The organism is Arcanobacterium buesumense, from assembly GCF_012563545.1.
Lineage (GTDB): Bacteria > Actinomycetota > Actinomycetes > Actinomycetales > Actinomycetaceae > Arcanobacterium > Arcanobacterium buesumense.
Map to the genome: position 1 here is coordinate 367,837 of NZ_CP050804.1, position 17,451 is coordinate 385,287.

Below are 17,451 nucleotides of genomic sequence, written 5' to 3' on the forward strand. Positions count from 1 at the left end.
AGTACTGTCTTCGTTGTACAGGCTGGGACTTTCTCCTCAATATTATCGGTAAAAATCTGAGATACTGGAGACTAACGTCACAGAGAAGTGACAGGCTGTAAATCTTTTACGGCATATCTAGTGAAGGGGACTCCATGAAGAAATCAACGTGGATTAAGCTCGGCGGAGCCGCGGCCCTGACGGGGCTGAGTGGACTGGTGGCATTTAGCCAATTTACAGGTAAGGCTACCAAAGAGGAACAAGAGTGGGTTTATCCGGGCGACGATTTAATCGACGCTAACTATAAGAATGGATATTCTTCCACCTATGCAATTGATATTGATGCGCCAGCGTATGCGGTGTATCGAATCTTTAAGCAGATTGGTGCGGAAAAGTCGGGTTCATTTAGCTCGGAATTTTTAGAGCGTACTTTTGCGCGGTTGCCATTCTTTAACTCCTATGAGATTCAAGAAGAGTTCCAGCAGCCAGATTCTATGGTTCCAGGTGATATTGCAGCCTTCGATTTTCATGGTATGTCGATGGAGTGGGCAGACGTTGTTCCTGGAAAGTACATGGTTCAGTGGGTTGATACAAAGAATCCGCCGGCTGCACCGGGATCTTATGCTTTCCGTTTCCCGTTTATGAAGCATTTTGCGGCAGCGTGGTGTTTCTACTTCATTCCATTAAAGGGTGAGCGTTGCCGGTTGATTAACCATTGGCGTATTGGTTTCGAACCGGATACGCCAGCTATCTCGGCTATTAACTGGGTCAATATTGAACTGATTGGTGGGGTTATGACTCACCTGCAGAATCTCTATGTTAAGCGAGTGGCGGAGTTCCGCAAGAAGCAACAGCATAGTGGAAAGATTATGCGTGGTTTGCTTGGTGGCCGCTGGTTTAATACCGGTACTCCAGCTGGTCGCTGGGATGATACACCGCTGTACGAAGAGACCTACACGCAGTGGATGCGTTATGGCCGCCAATCTCCGGCAGTGGCCGAAATTCGTGAGCCGGTAACGGATAATCCAAACTGGCCACCGACAGGTCCTGGAACGCCGTGGGAGGATATCGTCGACGAGGATTACTTCACTGATTGGGAAGAGCCTGAGTTCTCTTGGGATGAGCAGATCCGTCAGAAGAAAGAAAAGACGTATCTCAAGGGATGGGGAAAGAAGAAGCCTGCAGATAAGTAATACTGCTTAACGTTGAGGGGCAACATCTTAAAGATGATGCCCCTCAAACTATCTAGTTTTGTTCATTTAGCGCTTGGTGCGTAGTCCCTTGGGGCGCTTTGAGGTGCGACGATATCCAAGTTGTTCGGGTGTTTTTCCAAGACGGCCAGCGATGCGCTCTTTCTCTTCGTCGGAAGCGTTCTTGCGGACCATACGTACGTATTCGGGGGTATCAGAGTACACTTCAACCTTAAATGGATTGCGTTTTAGGGTGAAAATCCGGTAGAAGTGATAGCCGAAGACGGCGATGTTTACAACGAGTGCCAGGAATGAGAAGAGGAATAGTGCGGTGGAGTTGTAACTTGAGCGATGTGCGAACATTGAGTCGTGCATGAAATGCGGGAATGTAAGGACGACGGCGGACCAGAGCGTCAGGGTGTATGCACGGAATTGGATCCAGGAACCACGTAGGCTGGGGAACAGCGCTGGGACGGTACATGAAGCTAAGAGAGCGAGTCCGGAGTACCAGGCCCGATCAGAAAGACAATTGTATACGTAGGCGAAATTCCATAGATCGTAGGCGATGATCCAGCCTAGTGTGAGGTCGCCCCACATAATTGCTTTGCTCTTATTGTTTGCGACGAAGATGCCTACCCAGCCGGAAATTGCCAGGAGATTGAGAATTCCGGCAACACCGTTCATGTAGTTCCAGATTCCACCCGATATGGTCAGACCGGTTTCAGGATCTAGGCCTTGGATGTTTGCGCACTGGAAGTCGCGGATAACGGCTTCCAAAATGTTGATGGCTAAAATGACTGGTGGAATAAGTAAGTACCACTGATTGTGACGTAATCTCTGGGAGTATTGTAGAGCAACTAAACATAGCGAGCCGGCTAATGCGGAATACTGCTTGACGATAGGGAACCAGCCAGCGGAGGCAGTCCCGGCAGTTGAATAAGGCCACCAGAAAATCGTTAACAAAATGGGGGCGACGATAAATACTGCTAGCACGACCCATTTATTGCGTTGTGCTAACCATGCTGTTATCGCCAGGGCGGCAGTAACAATAATAAGCATGAGGTAATCCCACCATTCGCCGACCTCAAAGGCGAATAGTACGGGATATTCAGGTGTGGGAATTGACGTAAACATAAGCACCTTAATCAACTAGGTAGAAATGTGATCTGATTATCATATGTATCTATGTTATGACAGTTTGTCAGCTATTTTTAGGACTTTTGTTAGAGGTGACTTTCCTCAGATTTTCACATTTTTCTATTAAATGATGATGGTAGTGGGATCTCGGGTTGGATGTATGTCGTGTTTGGTTCCGGGAAGTGCCTGGGTCTATTGGTGGAATGTATTTCTGGTCGATGGTAATTTATTGTCCGGAAAGACGGATTTTGAGACGTGATCCTTTTTTGGTGTCGCTAAAGGGTGAGAAGCCAACAAAAGTGGTTGACGTCATGTATCAATCGTTGGTGGTTTAATTGATTACTTAGGTGAACCTAAGTAATATGAGGATGTCACTAAGACTGTGACTTGTCACTCCCTTTGAAATAGGAGATATTCACTTATGAGACCCGCTGTGAAGAAATTATTTATTTCCTCCATGGTAGCAACTGCACTGTTGCTAGGAAATACTGTGCCGGCGCTTGCGAACGAGAATCCTGAAAGTGTCAGTACGGAATCTGCAGTAGTTAATGATGAGGTTGCGCCTGCTGATGTGGAGGCAACTTCTTCTGAAGCTGATGGTGTTAATGGCACTACAGAAGAAGATCAAGGTGATGCAGTGCAAGAAGGTACTGCTCAACCAGCCGCCAGCCAAAAGGACCAAGCTGCCGCGAATCAGGAGGCAGCGGATCTGCCCGGTTTGGAAAGTTCTGCACCGGAAGTAAAAGCTGAAACAAATAGTCAAATAGTGGATGTGGCTGAAGGGTACGCAAACTGGGATTTCCGTCGATCATTCCGAGATTATGTTGGAACAACCGGCGAAGAACTTACCGGCATCTCCATACTTGAAAAAGGTCAACACTTATTGTGGAAACCAGAACCAGGTCAAAAACTTGATCTGTCAGGCAAGACTGGAAAGTTAGCGTTCCCAGGCAAAATCCATTGGACTAAGTACGATGGTATTTTAGATGTGTGGATTGCTAATCCGACCATCGATTTTGTCAATAAAGAACTTCTAGCTGATGGCTACACCCGCGGTACGATGGCTAAGGAAGGCGTTCGTACTTTCGAGCAGAAGCCTATTGCGGAACTCAAGGATCTCGAGATCAAACAGCACGATGGTTATATCGTTGTCTCATCGCTTAGCCCAATATTGACGGATAACGTCAAAAGCTTAGTCGGTTTTTATGAAGGGGAAGCTGGTGCTCCATTAGTAGTAACTATAGGCACTGCTAAGAGCGAAGAGAGCACTGTTCCGCAACCGGTTTTATGGGAGCTATTCCCGAAACGGTGGTCAAATCCTATTCATGGTCCAGTGTACAGTGACGATCCTATTGCAGATGTAACAATTGCAGACAAAGGACTGGAATCATGTGTACGTTCAATGCTTGATAGAGACTACAACGCTGAAGATGAACATGCTCGCTTACCTATTACAAATAAAGATCTGGAAAGCTTGCAAGTATTAAACTGCCAAGCATGGTCTATTGAGAGTTTAAAAGGAATTGAAAAGGCAATTAATGTTGCTACTGCTGATTTCTATCATAATAGGATCACAGATTTAGCTCCGTTAACCGCATTAAAGAAGCTCACTGATCTTAACGTCAGCAGTAATCGTTTAGCTTCTGTGAATGTTTTGGAACAAATTCCAAGTCTTGAGCGTCTAAACCTTGCTGATAACTGGCTTACTGATATTAGTGTTGTGAAGAAATTGCCACAACTGGTTAATCTCAATGCTTCAGAAAATCGTATTACTGATATTACCCAAGCACAACTAACTGAAGACCGCGTTGACCTCCTCGATCTTTCGAAGAATCGTATCTCTGATCTTTCAGCGTGGAAAGATATGCCAGTTATCTCTGAAGTCAACCTTTCACATAACTTGATTAAAGATCTTGGTACTTTGCCAGGTAAGCGTGGTACTCGCAAACTGAACTTAGAGTACAACTTCATCACCAACCCAGAACAGCTTTTGCCATGGGCAAATAACATCGAGTTCGTTGATCAGATCAAGTTGGCGAACAATAAGTTTGATTATGCGGGCTGGGAAAAGCTACGTCCTTTTACAACTGCTACCGATCGCTGGGGGGGGCCACGTAGGATTCTTGTCGGTTACCCAACCACTCCCGAACAGGCCAAGGACTTAATGAATTCTTTGTCTGAAGCTGATGTTAAGGCTAAACATGATGCACGCGATGCTGAGATTGCAACTGAAATCGCACAAATTCAAGAGCAATTAGAAGCTAAGCGTAAGGCTGAAGAGGAAGCCCGTAAGGCAGAAGAAGCGCGCCAAGCTGAGGAAGCCCGCAAAGCTGAGGAAGCCCGCAAGGCTGAAGAGGAAGCTCGTAAGGCTGAAGAAGAGGCTAATAAGCTCGTCAAGGTCATTACGGGTAAGCTGAATTGGGGCGTCAAAGAATCTTTCCGCAAGTACATCACTGGTCCTATCGCCAACGGTAAATGGGAACTTTCAGAGGGTGTTACCGGAACTTTCTCCTTCCCACTCAAGCCTGGGCAAGATATCATGCCATCAGATTTTATCGAAGCTAACTTTAAGGGCAAAGTGCATTTCTCTGGCCACCATGGCTTGTTGGATTTGACGATTTCCAATCCAACTATCAAGAAGGAAGGCAACCAATGGAAGCTCTATGCGACTGTTACATCGCTTCCATTCAATAAAGACGATGTACCAAAAGCGCTGGCAAATCCCCATGCTTTCAAGCCATCAGGAGATTTCTCTACCATGCGCGTTGCTATCGCAACATTGTCTGAGCCAAAGCGTACTGTCGTCACAGATTCAGCTCAACCAGAAATGGTTGCTGCTGCTTTCGCTCCTCGCTCTGCCGCTCCAAAAAAGGCAGTTGGGGAAAATGCCACGCTCACTTTTGCCACTGTAAAACTGACTGATGAAGGTGCACGAGCATTTTCTGATTTCTATGATCCGGGCTTAGTTATTGATCCGATCACAGTTAATGTCGCATCATCGTATGTGAAGCAGTCGGAAACTCCGGCTCCGGAAAAACAACTTCCAAGCGACGATAATGATGGGGTGACACCATCAGAAGATACTCAGGATCAAGATCACAAGAACAACCATGATCCAGTTGCTCAAGATGACAAGAACAACCATGGTCCAGTTGCTCAAGATGACAAGCAGTCCACGCCGGAAGAAAGCACTGGAACTGAGACCAAGAATGAGGAAGTTAAGAAGTGCGCAGTAGATCCTTATAAGAAGCGCATCACAAGTGGCAACCTTAGCTGGGGAGTGCGTAGCTCATTTACCACGTATATCCGTGGTTCGATTGCCCATGGCGGCTGGGAACTCAACGGTGCATCGTGGGATGGTACAAACTTCAATTTCCCAGCAACTGGCGGTTTGTACAATACGTCAACGCGTACTGGAAATATCTACTACAGCGGAACTGTACACTTTACTGGACATGATGGAATTCTCGATCTGACCATGTCAAACCCAAGCATTGCCATCAACGGCAACCGCGGATCGCTCTATATGACCGTGGCTGGTTCAGATATGAGTGGAAATAAATTCCACCTTGGTCGGGTTAATTTTGCGACCATCTCTTTCAACGGTATCAACGTCACCGATGGTGCACTCAACTTCAGTGGTGCTTCAGTGAATCTGAGCGATGCAGGAGTCAAGGCTTTTGCTGGATTCTATCAGGCAGCTGAACAACTTGCGCCGATGTCTTCGTCGGTTAAACTCGTTCCAGCTACCGCTTGTGATCCAAACACTGGTGAACTCATCGAATACGATGCCTTTGGTGGAAATCTGGCACAGACGGGTATTAGTGCACAAGGCCTCCTCGCAGTAGCCGTTATCGCACTATTCGCCGGCCTGGGTGTGATAGGAACGCGTCGTCGAGAAAAAATCGACGCTATTGGTCGCCATAACTAAATTGCGGCCTGGATAACAACGAAACAAAACGGTGTGGAGTACAGCTGTGTACTCCACACCGTCGTCCCGTGAGAAAGCTATGAAACTTAAATTAACGGCAAGCGTAGCCACCCTTCTTCTCGCACTGAGTGCGTGTTCAACTCCAGTACACCCTCAAGAAGCACAACCAGATCCACAAGTAGAAGAAGCACAAACCAGCGCTGCGCCAACAAATCTGCCTAACCCGCATGAAATTCAAGGTCTAACTGTGGTGCCAGATATTGATGATCCGCAGCCGCTAACAGAGGAATTTCCCCAGAAACTGCCGACGACTGTCACTGATGCTGAAGGCAATGACGTCACTATTACCGATACTTCGCGGATTCTGGCCATGGATCTGCCAGGAACTTTAAGCCGCACTGTTATCGCGCTTGGATATGGAAAGAACCTCGTCGGACGTACCGTTTCATCAACCGAAAAGCAACTAGCTGACCTTCCTGTCGTAACTGAAAACGGTCATACCCTCAATACTGAAGCAATCCTTTCTCTTGAGCCTACCGTCATCCTTGTTGACCATAGCGTTGGTCCACCAGAAGCAATTGATCAATTACGTGCTTCTGGTATTCCACTCGTAGTGATCGATTCTGAGCGAGGTCTCGATAAAAACACCCCACTGATCATGTCCATCGCGCGTGCGTTGGGAAATGAAGCTGCCGGCAAAGCCCTTGCCGATCGTACGGAGAAAGAAACAAACGAGGCACTTGAACAAATTCGCCAGTGGACACCAGAAAATCCAGTAGAAGCAGCATTTTTATACGTGCGTGGAACAGGCGGAGTGTTCTTCATTTTGGGATCAAAAGAAGGTGCAACAGAGCTTATTTCTGCGGTTGGCGCAAAAGACCTCGCTAGTGAACAAGGTATTACTGGGGTAACACCAGCAAATGCTGAGGCACTCGTGTCACTCAACCCCGAAGTCATTTTCACAATGAGCGCCGGATTGGAATCAACCAATGGTATGGAAGGCTTCCTAGCTCGTCCAGGAGTTTCCGAAACACGAGCCGGACAAAAGCAACGTGTCATCGCGATTCCAGACGGTTTATCATTATCCTTTGGGCCGCAAACTGGGCAAACGCTTTTGGCTGTAGCCCGCGCATTATATGGAGTCGAATAAACAATGGCACCTGCTACAGCGGGCTTTGCCCAGCGTAAAATGCGCATCACAATAACATTCGGAATCGTTATTGTAGCGCTGTTTTTATCAACCTTATTGTCCGCTCTTTTAGGACAGTATGCGGTGAGTGTAAGTGACGTTATTCGTTCACTACTTGCTCCGCTAGGTCTTACCGATTACCCACAAGATCCGTTAGCGTTTTCGACGCTGTGGAACATTCGTTTTCCACGAATTTGTTTAGGAATATTGGTGGGGGCAGCGCTCGCTGTGGCAGGTGCAGTTATGCAGGCGGTTTTCTCCAATCCGCTTGCCGAACCAGGAATTATTGGTGTGTCATCAGGCGCATCAGTTGGAGCAGCACTCGCGCTCGTTTTTGCGCCGCATGCGTTAGCTGGTTTTTCTGTTCCACTTGCGGCGTTTGCCTCGGGATTAGCAGCGGCAGCGATTGTGTACATGTTGGCCCGTTCGCAGGGGAAAGCAGATGTTATCGTTCTTGTTTTAACGGGTATTGCAGTTACCGCAGTGTGCACAGCTTTAGCATCAATCGCTACCTATATTGCGCCGACGACGGCTCGCGACCATATCGTGTTCTGGCAGATGGGATCGCTTAATGGTACCGTATGGGCGCACGTGTGGATTGTTGCCGTCGTCGTTATTATTGGTATCGTACTTTCCCTGACGTTATCGCAAAAACTCGATACGTTATCGTTAGGAGAACGCGCCGCCGGGCATGTGGGAATCAACGTACAGGGGCTGCGTTTAGCAGCCATTACATTGGCTACGCTTTTGACGGGTGCCGCCGTATCATATGCGGGTGTTATTGCCTTCGTCGGATTGATTGTCCCGCATGTGATGAGGCTAGCCCTCGGTCCTGTTAACCGGATCTTGTTGCCGGCATCAATGTTTGCTGGCGCACTTCTTATTACGCTTTCGGATCTTGCTGCACGCACAATAATTCCGTTTGCTGATTTGCCCATTGGCATCTTTACTGCGCTTGTTGGTGGGCCAACATTCTTTATCTTGTTGCGTACGCGACTACGGATGGGACGATAACATGTCTTCTATATATCGCCATGGCACGACTGCTATCAGCGTAGCAGGTATCAATTTTTCCTACGGTAGCCGCACTATTCTCAATGATGTGTCATTTACTGTTAACCACGGTGAAGTTGTTGGGCTGCTCGGGCCCAACGGTACGGGTAAATCCACATTAGTAGGTATTATGGCTGGCGATCTTGAACCTCAGTCTGGTTCGGTTGCCTATCATGGTAAGGCACTGTCTGATTTTGCTCGGCGTGAGCTGGCTCAGACTCGTTCTGTTATGCCGCAGACAATTGAGTTTCCATTCTCATACATGGTTCATGACATTGTTGCTATGGGACGCCAATGCTGGGATCCGGATCCACAAAAAGATAATGAGATCATTACTCAGTCCTTGATTAGTACTGATGTGGGCGGATTCGAAACTCGGGACGTCACTCGACTCTCTGGCGGTGAGAAGGCGCGGGTGACATTAGCTCGCGTATTAGCACAAGAAGCAGGTGTTGTGTTTTTAGATGAACCAACTGCAGCATTGGATATTGCTCATCAAGAACGCACGATGAAGATTTGCCGAGAACTGGCAGACTCCGGGCATGCAGTGATTGCAGTGATGCATGATTTACAGCTTGCTGGGGCGCATTGCGATCGGATAGCTCTGATGAGTCAAGGTTCGATTGCCGCTTATGATAGTCCAGATGTGGTGTTAAATAGCGAGCTACTTTCTCAGGTCTATGATTGGCCGATTTCAGTGGCTCGAGTAGCCGATGGACGCTTAGTTATTTTGCCCCAGTAATTGTTACGATAGTTGGTCAGGTGAAGAAATCCCTAGCCAGGAATGCCAGCCTTTGTGTAGTACGAGCCAGGCCATGAGACCGTATCCAGCTTGGCGCGGGGCATAGGTAGCATTCATGGACATATCTGTTATCCACTGCTCATGGTTATAAAGTGGAGTAAAACAATCGACGAATGGAACATTGCGTCGGGTACACACATCTGCGAATGCTTGGCTTAGATCGTGTTGGTTTCGTTGTGGCTGATCATTTCGCGGCGGTGGGCCGACGACGAACGGTGCTAATCCCAAACTCATCGCGTTATCTAAAATATTGGCAACATATAGACGTGAGCGAGCTAGTGATAGGCCGTGATCGAGATCGTGTGAGCCAAGTCCAAGCACGAGTCGATTATCACCGCCACGATCCATTCGGGTAACGACGTCGTTTTCCCAGCGAGCTGCTAACGCTTCAGTTCCTTCGCCTGGTGTTGCCAGTGTTAATGGCATAAGCGGAGGTTCGCAGGCAGTGCGTGCCATGACTCGGCCTGTCCACCCCAGGGCACGCGCGTCACCAAACCCGGCAACGAGTTCGTCACCGACGAACAAAATGCGCGTCGGGTGTTCTATGTTGTCTCTAGTCATGGCCATTCTCCGAAGGTTGGATTCAGATATTATTATCTATTGTCCTATCTTAGTTGGAGTATAAAGAAAACGCGGATTGAGTGCGCCATATATCAGAATCTCCACGGAAAATATCGCCTACTAACATTACCGGGCAAATGCCTCATCGATTAATGTGGCGGCTTGTGCTTGGTGGATCTTTGCCAAGCCAGTCGCGGTAGAAGCAGTAGCTGGCCGAGAAACTCGCCGGATATGCAAGCCCATCGGCATGAACATCTCCAATGCAAGATGCGGCCATGCGCCCTGGTTAGCAGGCTCGTCTTGGACCCACAGCACTTCTGCGTTTGGATATTTTGCCAGCTCAGCTGCTAACTCAGCTACTGGATGCGGATAAAGTTGTTCGAGGCGAATAATTGCCACTGAGGTGTCACCGTCGTTATCCCGGCGTTCAAGCAGATCATAGTAAAGACGACCAGTGCACAATAAGACTCGGGTGACGTTTAAGTCTGTACGATGTTCGCCAATAACAGGTTGGAAGGTGCCAGAGGTAAATTCCTCAACTGCAGATGTAGCCCCTTTACGGCGCAAGAGTTGCTTCGGGGTAATAGCGATCAATGGTTTGCGCGGGCGCTGGTAAGCCTGGCGGCGCAACATGTGGAAGTGATTGGCCGGAGTTGACGGCTGGGCTACGATCATATTGTTTTCCGCACACAACTGTAAGTAGCGTTCAATACGAGCCGAGGAATGATCCGGGCCCTGACCTTCATAACCGTGTGGCAACATGAGTACTAGTGAGGACTTTTGGTTCCACTTTTGTTCTGCGGAAGAGATGAATTCGTCGATGACGGTTTGTGCGCCATTGGCAAAGTCGCCGAATTGGGCCTCCCATACGACAAGCGCATCAGGACGTTCAACTGAGTAACCATATTCGAACGCCATAACAGAATATTCAGAGAGTGCAGAATCGTAAATCTCGAATGGTGCTTGGTTATCGGTGAGATGATTAAGCGGAGTCCATTCCATACCAGTTCCTTCACCATGCACGGTCGCGTGGCGTTGAACGAATGTACCACGGCGGACGTCCTGGCCAGACATGCGTACTGGAACTCCTTCGATAAGGAGCGATCCGAAAGCGAGAAGCTCTCCGAAGCCCCAATCGATATTGCCTTCACTGCACATGTGGTTGCGTTTGGCAAATAGTTGTGTGATTTTCTTGTGGGGTGTAAAGCCTTCAGGTACATGGACGTGTGCTGCCCCAATACGGGCGATGATGTTAGCTGTCGTAGCACTTGTCCAGCCAAGCATGGTATCGGCGTCGTCGTCTTGTGAGTGTGGTTGGCCGAGGGATTGCGCAGCTTGCACTTCTGATTGTGTACGTGAGTTGGCGTTTTCTCGGACAGATTCTAGAGCCTCGGTCAACGTGTTGTGATATGTCGATTCGAGTTCGATGACTTCCTCTGCCGTCATGTCACCACGGCCGACTAATGCTTCGGCGTAAATGCGCCGAGTGGTGCGTTTCGAATCAACTAAAGAGTACATGACCGGCTGAGTCATCGAAGGGTCATCGCCTTCATTGTGGCCTCGTCGTCGATAACAAATGATGTCAACGATAACGTCTTTATGAAATGCTTGGCGATATTCTTGCGCCATGCGCGCCACTCGTGAAACGGCTTCTGGATCATCGCCGTTGACGTGGAAAATGGGGATTTGGAGACCTTTGGCGATATCGGTTGTGTATCGCGAAGAACGGCCAAGGGAGGGGGAGGTGGTAAAACCAATCTGGTTATTGACCACAATATGGATGGTTCCGCCATTTTTGTAGGCCGGTAATTGAGATAAATTGAAGACTTCCCAGACGACCCCTTGCCCGGAGAGTGAGGCATCACCATGGATGAGGATAGGTAAGACTGGATAGAACGTACCATCGACTCCCATTCGGTCATGCTTGGCACGCACGATCCCTTGGACAACGCCGTCAGCGGCCTCAAGATGTGAGGGGTTTGCGGCTAGTGAAACACCCACATGGTCGCCATTTGGTGAGGTATAGATACCTTCGGTCCCTAGATGGTATTTCACGTCACCAGATCCTTGTACGGATGATGGATCGATTCGGCCATCGAATTCGTTAAAGACTTGACCGTAGGATTTGCCAGCGATATTCGTTAAGACGTTGAGTCGGCCGCGGTGTGCCATACCGATGGTGACATCGGATAAACCAGATTCGGCAGCACCTTCAAGGATGGCGTCGAGTGCCGGAATGAGTGATTCTCCGCCTTCGAGGGAGAAGCGTTTTTGCCCGACATATTTTGTTTGTAAGAATGTTTCGAACGCTTCAGCTTGGTTCAGCTTTGTCAGAATCCGGCGGCGTTGTTGAATAGAGGCTGGTTGGGCAGGGCGTTCGAGCCGGTCTTGGAACCATTGGCGCTGGGCCGGATCGACGATATGCATGTATTCGATACCTACTGTTTGGCAGTAGGCTTCGCGTAGCTGATCGAGAATTTCTCGTAGTGTTAGGTGGGAGGAGTGTGCAAAACCACCGGTGGGGAAAGAACGGTCGAGGTCCCACAAAGTCAATCCATAGGAACGTATTTCCAGATCGGGGTGGCGGCGGATGTGGTAGGAGAGTGGATCGGTATCTGCGATGAGATGACCACGGGAGCGATAGGCGTGGATCAATTCAGCAATACGCGCTGGTTTACCGAGTTCTCGTTGCGCATCGTATTCGACGTCGGTTTCCCATACGAATGGTTTGTAAGGAATATGGAGAGCGACGCAGACGCGATCGTAGAAGCCGTCAAGACCGAGGAGTTTATGTTCGAGTAGCCGCAAGAATCGTCCGGAGGTTGCCCCTTGGATAACGCGATGATCGTAGGTTGAGGTGACGTGAACGACTTTTGACACTCCCATCCGGGCAAGTTGCGCTTCGGCTGTTCCGGCAAATGCTGGTGGGTAAACCATGGCGCCGACGCCGATAATAAGTCCTTGGCCTTTCATGAGGCGTGGTATGGAGTGGGTGGTTCCGAAACCGCCGGGATTGGTCAGCGAAGCAGTGGCTCCTTGATAATCCTCTATTGTTAGAGCATTATCGCGTCCGCGTGTGATGAGATCTTCGTAGGCGGTGAGAAACTCGGAGAAAGTCATATGTTCGGAGCCTTTTATAGACGGCACGACGAGGGTGCGTTCTCCGTTAGGCTTTTTGACGTCGATAGCGATACCGAGGTTGATTGTGCCAGGTTTGACGAGGATGGGCTTTCCGGCGTCGTCAACATCGTAGGAGTAGTTCATCTCAGGCATTTCTGAGAGAGCTTCAATCATGGCGTAGGCAATTAGATGGGTAAACGAAATTTTGCCGCCTCGAGTAGCAGCTAAGTATTTGTTGATGACAGTGCGATTATCAAACATGACGCGGGCTGGCATGGCTCGCACTGTTGTTGCGGTTGGCAGTTCACGGGAGACGTCCATATTTTTCGCCAAGCTGCGATCTGCGCCTTTGAGCGGGACGCGTTCTGATTGTCCGCGGGTAAAAATTTCGCCTAGTTTTGGTTTGAGATCGAATTTTGCTGCATATGGTGTGGTTGCTGGCTCGGCTGCGGCGCGTGGCTGAGGTGGTAGATCGGATCTTGTGACGTTCGTTGACGGGGTTGCTTCGCGGCTGTGAGAAGCGTGGACGGAACGTTGGGCGTGTTGTGTTTTTTCTGATGACGACGGCGGTGCAACCTGGGCTTTTCGACCTGCTGTCTGCCATTCTCGAAACATTTCTTGCCATTGCGGACCGACGCTGTGTGGGTCATGGAGGTAGGAGGAGTAAAGATCTTCGATAAAGCTTTGGTTGGCTCCGAATTCCTCTGGTTGAGATGACTGCATTGTCTGTGCCTCGCTCGCCAATAGAATAATTATCTCAACTTCAAACTATACGGTAGTTTCGGGGGTTTTTCAGGTTCAGAAATGTTTGTGAAGTAGTTCTTTACGCTACAGTTGCGTGGTGTTTTTTCGGTGGCTGTGATGGTGATTTGAGACGAATGCGCCTTGTTAATGAAAGTAATATTGCCCGCCTACGATACGATAAGAACTATGAATAACGATGTTGGTGATAGATAGTGCTCGTAGATCTGATTATGCTCGGTCTGGGTGTGTTACTCACAGCTGGTACCGCAGTTTTTGTGGCTGCAGAGTTTTCGTTAGTGGCATTAGACCCGGCAACGATAGATGCAAAAGCTGAAAGTGGCGATCAACAGGCAAAGAAGGTGACTAAGGCTTTGCATCGGCTTTCGTTGCAACTGTCCTCGTGCCAAGTCGGTATTACCATAACCACGATTTTGCTTGGCTATGTTGCCCAAGCTCCGCTTCAGGATTTGTTTGTTCGACTACTGGGGAAAACACAACTGGCTTATCCGGCTGCACTTGCCTCGGCAGTTATTATTGCTTTTATTGTGGTGAATCTTTTTTCCATGGTATTCGGTGAGCTAGTTCCAAAGAATATGGCGTTGGCTGAACCATTGCGTACCGCTGCTATAGTTTCACTTCCGTTGCGTGGTTTTACGGCTATTTTCCGGCCAATCATCGTCTTATTAAATAATTCAGCAAACTGGATCTTGCATCGTTTTGGTGTTGAAGTAGCTGAGGAATTATCTGGTGCTCGTTCGGCAACAGAATTATCGGCGTTAGTGCGTCGGTCTGCCGAGCAAGGAACACTTGATATTTCGACGGCTCGGCTTTTGACTCGATCAATTGATATCGGTGCGCTCACGGCGGTTGATGTGATGACTGACCGGGGCCGGGTGGCGCATTTGACAATTCATCAAACTGCTAAGGATATTGTTGATCTTGCTCGAATGACTGGACACTCACGTTTTCCGGTAATCGGCGAAGATATGGATGATATCCGCGGAGTTGTTAATTTACGTCGAGCTATTGCGATTCCGTATGAGCGTCGAGCAGATGTGAGTGTAACTTCGTCGTCATTAATGATTCCGGTTCCCCGAGTGCCGGAAACTCTTGAACTTGCTCCACTTTTGGTGCGGTTGCGCGCGTCGGGATCGCAAGTAGCCGTCGTCATCGATGAGTATGGCGGTGTTTCGGGAATTGTGACTTTAGAAGATGTTATCGAAGAAATTGTTGGTGACGTATCTGATGAGCACGATCGCCGGCGAACCACTCCGACGCATGTCTTGGCTACCGGAGAAACTATCGTTCCTGGACTTATGCGACCAGATGAGATAAGTCGCGAATTCCATATTGATGTTCCAGACGATGGTCCGTGGGAAACTCTCGGCGGATGGATGATGGCTGGCTTGGGGAAGATTCCAGAAGTCGGTGACGAGTACACTGACGGAGATATCACGGCGCGAGTCGAGAAAATGGACGGAAGGCGTGTAGATTCAGTGCGATTAACAGTAAAAGTAATGTCGGAGGAGGATAGCGAATGAATCTTGGTCCGGCTATTGCTATTACGATTGGCTTGCTAGCAATCAATGCTTATTTTGTTGCTGCGGAGTTTGCCGTGATGGGGTCTCGAAGGTCACGCATAGAACCTTTGGCCGATCATGGGAAAAAGAGTGCGAAAACGGTGTTGTATGCTCTTGAGCATGTCACACTTATGTTGGCGACGTGCCAACTGGGAGTGACTATTGCTTCGGTAGCGCTTGGTGCGGTAGCCGAACCTGCTATCGCGCATACGATCAGTGGACCACTTCATCATTTTGGTATTCCAGAGTCGATGACACATCCGATGGCCATTGTTATTGCGCTCGCGATCGTTGTTTTTGCTCATGTGGTTATAGGCGAGATGGTTCCGAAGAATCTTGCAGTTACGAACCCGGAGACAACTGCGCTTATTCTTGGCCCGCCGCTTGTTTTTATTTCCAAGATTTTCTATCCAGTTGTTGCCTCTATGAATTGGGTGGCAAATCATTTCATCAGGATTTTTGGCTTCGAACCAAAAAATGAGGTTGTCTCAGCATTTACTGCCGATGAGGTGGCTTCGATTGTGGAGGTCTCTAAAGCAGCTGGCGTGCTAGATGCTGATGTTGGCCTGATTTCGTCAGCGATTGAATTCTCGGAACAAACAGCACGGGAATTGATGGTTGGGGAAGCTGATCTAGAAACAGTACCGGATTCACTTACCCCGCACGAATTGGAAGAGCGGGTTGCCCATACTGGCTACTCGCGTTTCCCCGTCGTTGCTTCTAATGGTGTGCTGATCGGGTATGTGCATGTTAAAGATATCTTGGATATCAGCCCGAAACGCCGTTTTGAGTCGATTCCTGGATGGAAAATTCGTCGACTTGTGACAGTAGATCCGGATGATGAAATCGAAAACGCAATGCGAGTGATGCAAAAGGCGGGTGCTCACATGGCGGAAGTTAATCTGAAAGATGGTTCACAAGGCGTGATCTTTTTAGAAGACGTTTTGGAAGAACTTATTGGTGAAGTCCGCGACGCAATGCAAAGATAAATGCGAGCTGTGGCTCTAGTCACGCAAATATATTTGCTGAAATTGTTATCAAACCGTTATCATTAGGTTGTCTATGGGGAACTCGTTCAAGGGAGTAGCGTGAGCGAACAACAAACTCGGCCCTCGCGGCGCGATTTGCGTCTTGCGCGTCAAGCGCAGCAAGCGAGTACGCTTTTGTTGGATGACAGTTTTCAAGACAATACCAGTATGCGAACCGTCGCCACTATGTCGGCCACTGCTGCGCAACATAATGATAATCGTGCTGGTAATAAGGAAGAAAATTGCCAGACGCAAGAAACTGTCGTCCTGCCTTCTGCTGAAAATATCGAGCCGGCAAGCGCTAAGGTCCCTGCGAGTACGTGGCTAACAACTTCCGGTCTGAGCCGCTTCTTTCTGCCGCAATGGTCAATGAGAACTCTAGCAAGTGCATCATGCGCATTTTTCCTTGCGGTGGGTGGCGGTATTGGAATCGGTTCATTCGTTTTCGAAAGTTCCGCTGCCGCCTATCAAGATGACAGTGTGCTTGAAGGTATAGCTGAAGAAGGCGCAGATACACCCAGCAACCTCAAGGCTTTATCCGGAGCTGCAGATTCAGCTCGGTTTAAAGCGTATGAAGAGCAGTTTGCTGGCAAACCAGTGTTATGTGAAACTACCGCTAGTGCAAACTCGCTCACATCTGTTTTGCGAAACAAATTAGATCGTTTCATTCATCCAATGGCAGCTGGAACATTTCAAGAGTCCTCACCATTTGGATGGCGGTTACATCCTATTCTTGGTACCTCTAAACTCCATGAAGGGGTAGATTATGCTGCCCCGCTTGGCACCCCTATTTATGCGGTCGCAGATGGAAAAGTCGTTTTTTCTGGGGCTAACTCAGCTACGTTAGGTGCTCCCATCCTCATTATTGAACACAATGTGAATGGTGTTATTTTCACGTCGTGGTATCTGCATTCGTTCAGCGAAGGTATTCACGTGCGTGAAGGTGATGAAGTGAAAATGGGAGATCATGTTGCCGATGTTGGAAATTCTGGGAGATCTACTGGCCCGCATCTTCATTTTGAAATTCATCCCGGTCCATACACAGGATTAGATGGGGCTGGCCCTGTTGATCCAACAGAATTCATGAAAGACCATGGCGCAGTCGATATTCATGATATTTGCGGGGCTAAGTAGGAC

General features: G+C 48.7%; 11 protein-coding genes. 8 read left to right on the forward strand and 3 right to left on the reverse strand.

The window, feature by feature from the left end; all coding sequences use genetic code 11:
- Window positions 1–134 precede the first annotated feature (134 nt).
- Window positions 135–1,172 carry a hypothetical protein gene (locus HC352_RS01650; protein ID WP_168917292.1) on the forward strand — a complete coding sequence of 346 codons (1,038 nt, stop codon included), beginning with the start codon at window positions 135–137 and terminating at the stop codon, window positions 1,170–1,172.
- Window positions 1,173–1,238: 66 nt separating this feature from the next.
- Here HC352_RS01650 and HC352_RS01655 read toward each other — a convergent pair whose 3' ends face one another.
- Window positions 1,239–2,303 (reverse strand): DUF5692 family protein, encoded by a 1,065-nt coding sequence (locus tag HC352_RS01655; protein ID WP_168917293.1) that lies wholly within the window; start codon window positions 2,301–2,303, stop codon window positions 1,239–1,241.
- A 436-nt stretch (window positions 2,304–2,739) separates the two neighbouring features.
- Here HC352_RS01655 and HC352_RS01660 point away from each other — a divergent pair, with 436 nt between their 5' ends.
- From HC352_RS01660 to HC352_RS01675, 4 genes are all read left to right on the forward strand, one after another.
- On the forward strand, window positions 2,740–6,237 hold the full coding sequence (locus tag HC352_RS01660) for an HtaA domain-containing protein (protein ID WP_168917294.1): 3,498 nt from the start codon (window positions 2,740–2,742) through the stop codon (window positions 6,235–6,237).
- A 79-nt stretch (window positions 6,238–6,316) separates the two neighbouring features.
- Window positions 6,317–7,387, forward strand: a complete 1,071-nt coding sequence (locus HC352_RS01665; RefSeq protein WP_168917295.1) for a heme/hemin ABC transporter substrate-binding protein — start codon at window positions 6,317–6,319, stop codon at window positions 7,385–7,387.
- Window positions 7,388–7,390: 3 nt separating this feature from the next.
- Complete coding sequence (locus tag HC352_RS01670; protein ID WP_168917296.1) at window positions 7,391–8,440, forward strand: FecCD family ABC transporter permease; 1,050 nt, start codon at window positions 7,391–7,393, stop codon at window positions 8,438–8,440.
- A gap of 1 nt (window position 8,441) precedes the next feature.
- Complete coding sequence (locus HC352_RS01675) at window positions 8,442–9,221, forward strand: heme ABC transporter ATP-binding protein (RefSeq protein ID WP_168917297.1); 780 nt, start codon at window positions 8,442–8,444, stop codon at window positions 9,219–9,221.
- A 3-nt stretch (window positions 9,222–9,224) separates the two neighbouring features.
- On the opposite strand, the gene HC352_RS01680 is transcribed toward HC352_RS01675, so the two are convergent.
- Window positions 9,225–9,842 (reverse strand): GDSL-type esterase/lipase family protein, encoded by a 618-nt coding sequence (locus tag HC352_RS01680; protein ID WP_168917298.1) that lies wholly within the window; start codon window positions 9,840–9,842, stop codon window positions 9,225–9,227.
- 126 nt (window positions 9,843–9,968) lie between these two features.
- On the reverse strand, window positions 9,969–13,685 hold the full coding sequence (locus HC352_RS01685) for a multifunctional oxoglutarate decarboxylase/oxoglutarate dehydrogenase thiamine pyrophosphate-binding subunit/dihydrolipoyllysine-residue succinyltransferase subunit (RefSeq protein ID WP_168917299.1): 3,717 nt from the start codon (window positions 13,683–13,685) through the stop codon (window positions 9,969–9,971).
- Between the two features lie 251 nt (window positions 13,686–13,936).
- Between HC352_RS01685 and HC352_RS01690 the strand changes: the two genes are divergently transcribed.
- The 3 genes from HC352_RS01690 (at window position 13,937) to HC352_RS01700 (ending at window position 17,448) form a co-directional block, all read left to right on the forward strand.
- Window positions 13,937–15,247, forward strand: coding sequence for a hemolysin family protein (locus HC352_RS01690; RefSeq protein WP_168918560.1), 1,311 nt, complete (start codon window positions 13,937–13,939; stop codon window positions 15,245–15,247).
- Window positions 15,244–16,275, forward strand: a complete 1,032-nt coding sequence (locus tag HC352_RS01695; RefSeq protein WP_168917300.1) for a hemolysin family protein — start codon at window positions 15,244–15,246, stop codon at window positions 16,273–16,275. Before HC352_RS01690 ends, HC352_RS01695 begins: the two co-directional genes overlap by 4 nt.
- A gap of 99 nt (window positions 16,276–16,374) precedes the next feature.
- Window positions 16,375–17,448: a M23 family metallopeptidase gene (locus tag HC352_RS01700; RefSeq protein WP_168917301.1), complete on the forward strand. Its 1,074-nt coding sequence runs from the start codon at window positions 16,375–16,377 to the stop codon at window positions 17,446–17,448.
- Window positions 17,449–17,451: the final 3 nt, after the last annotated feature.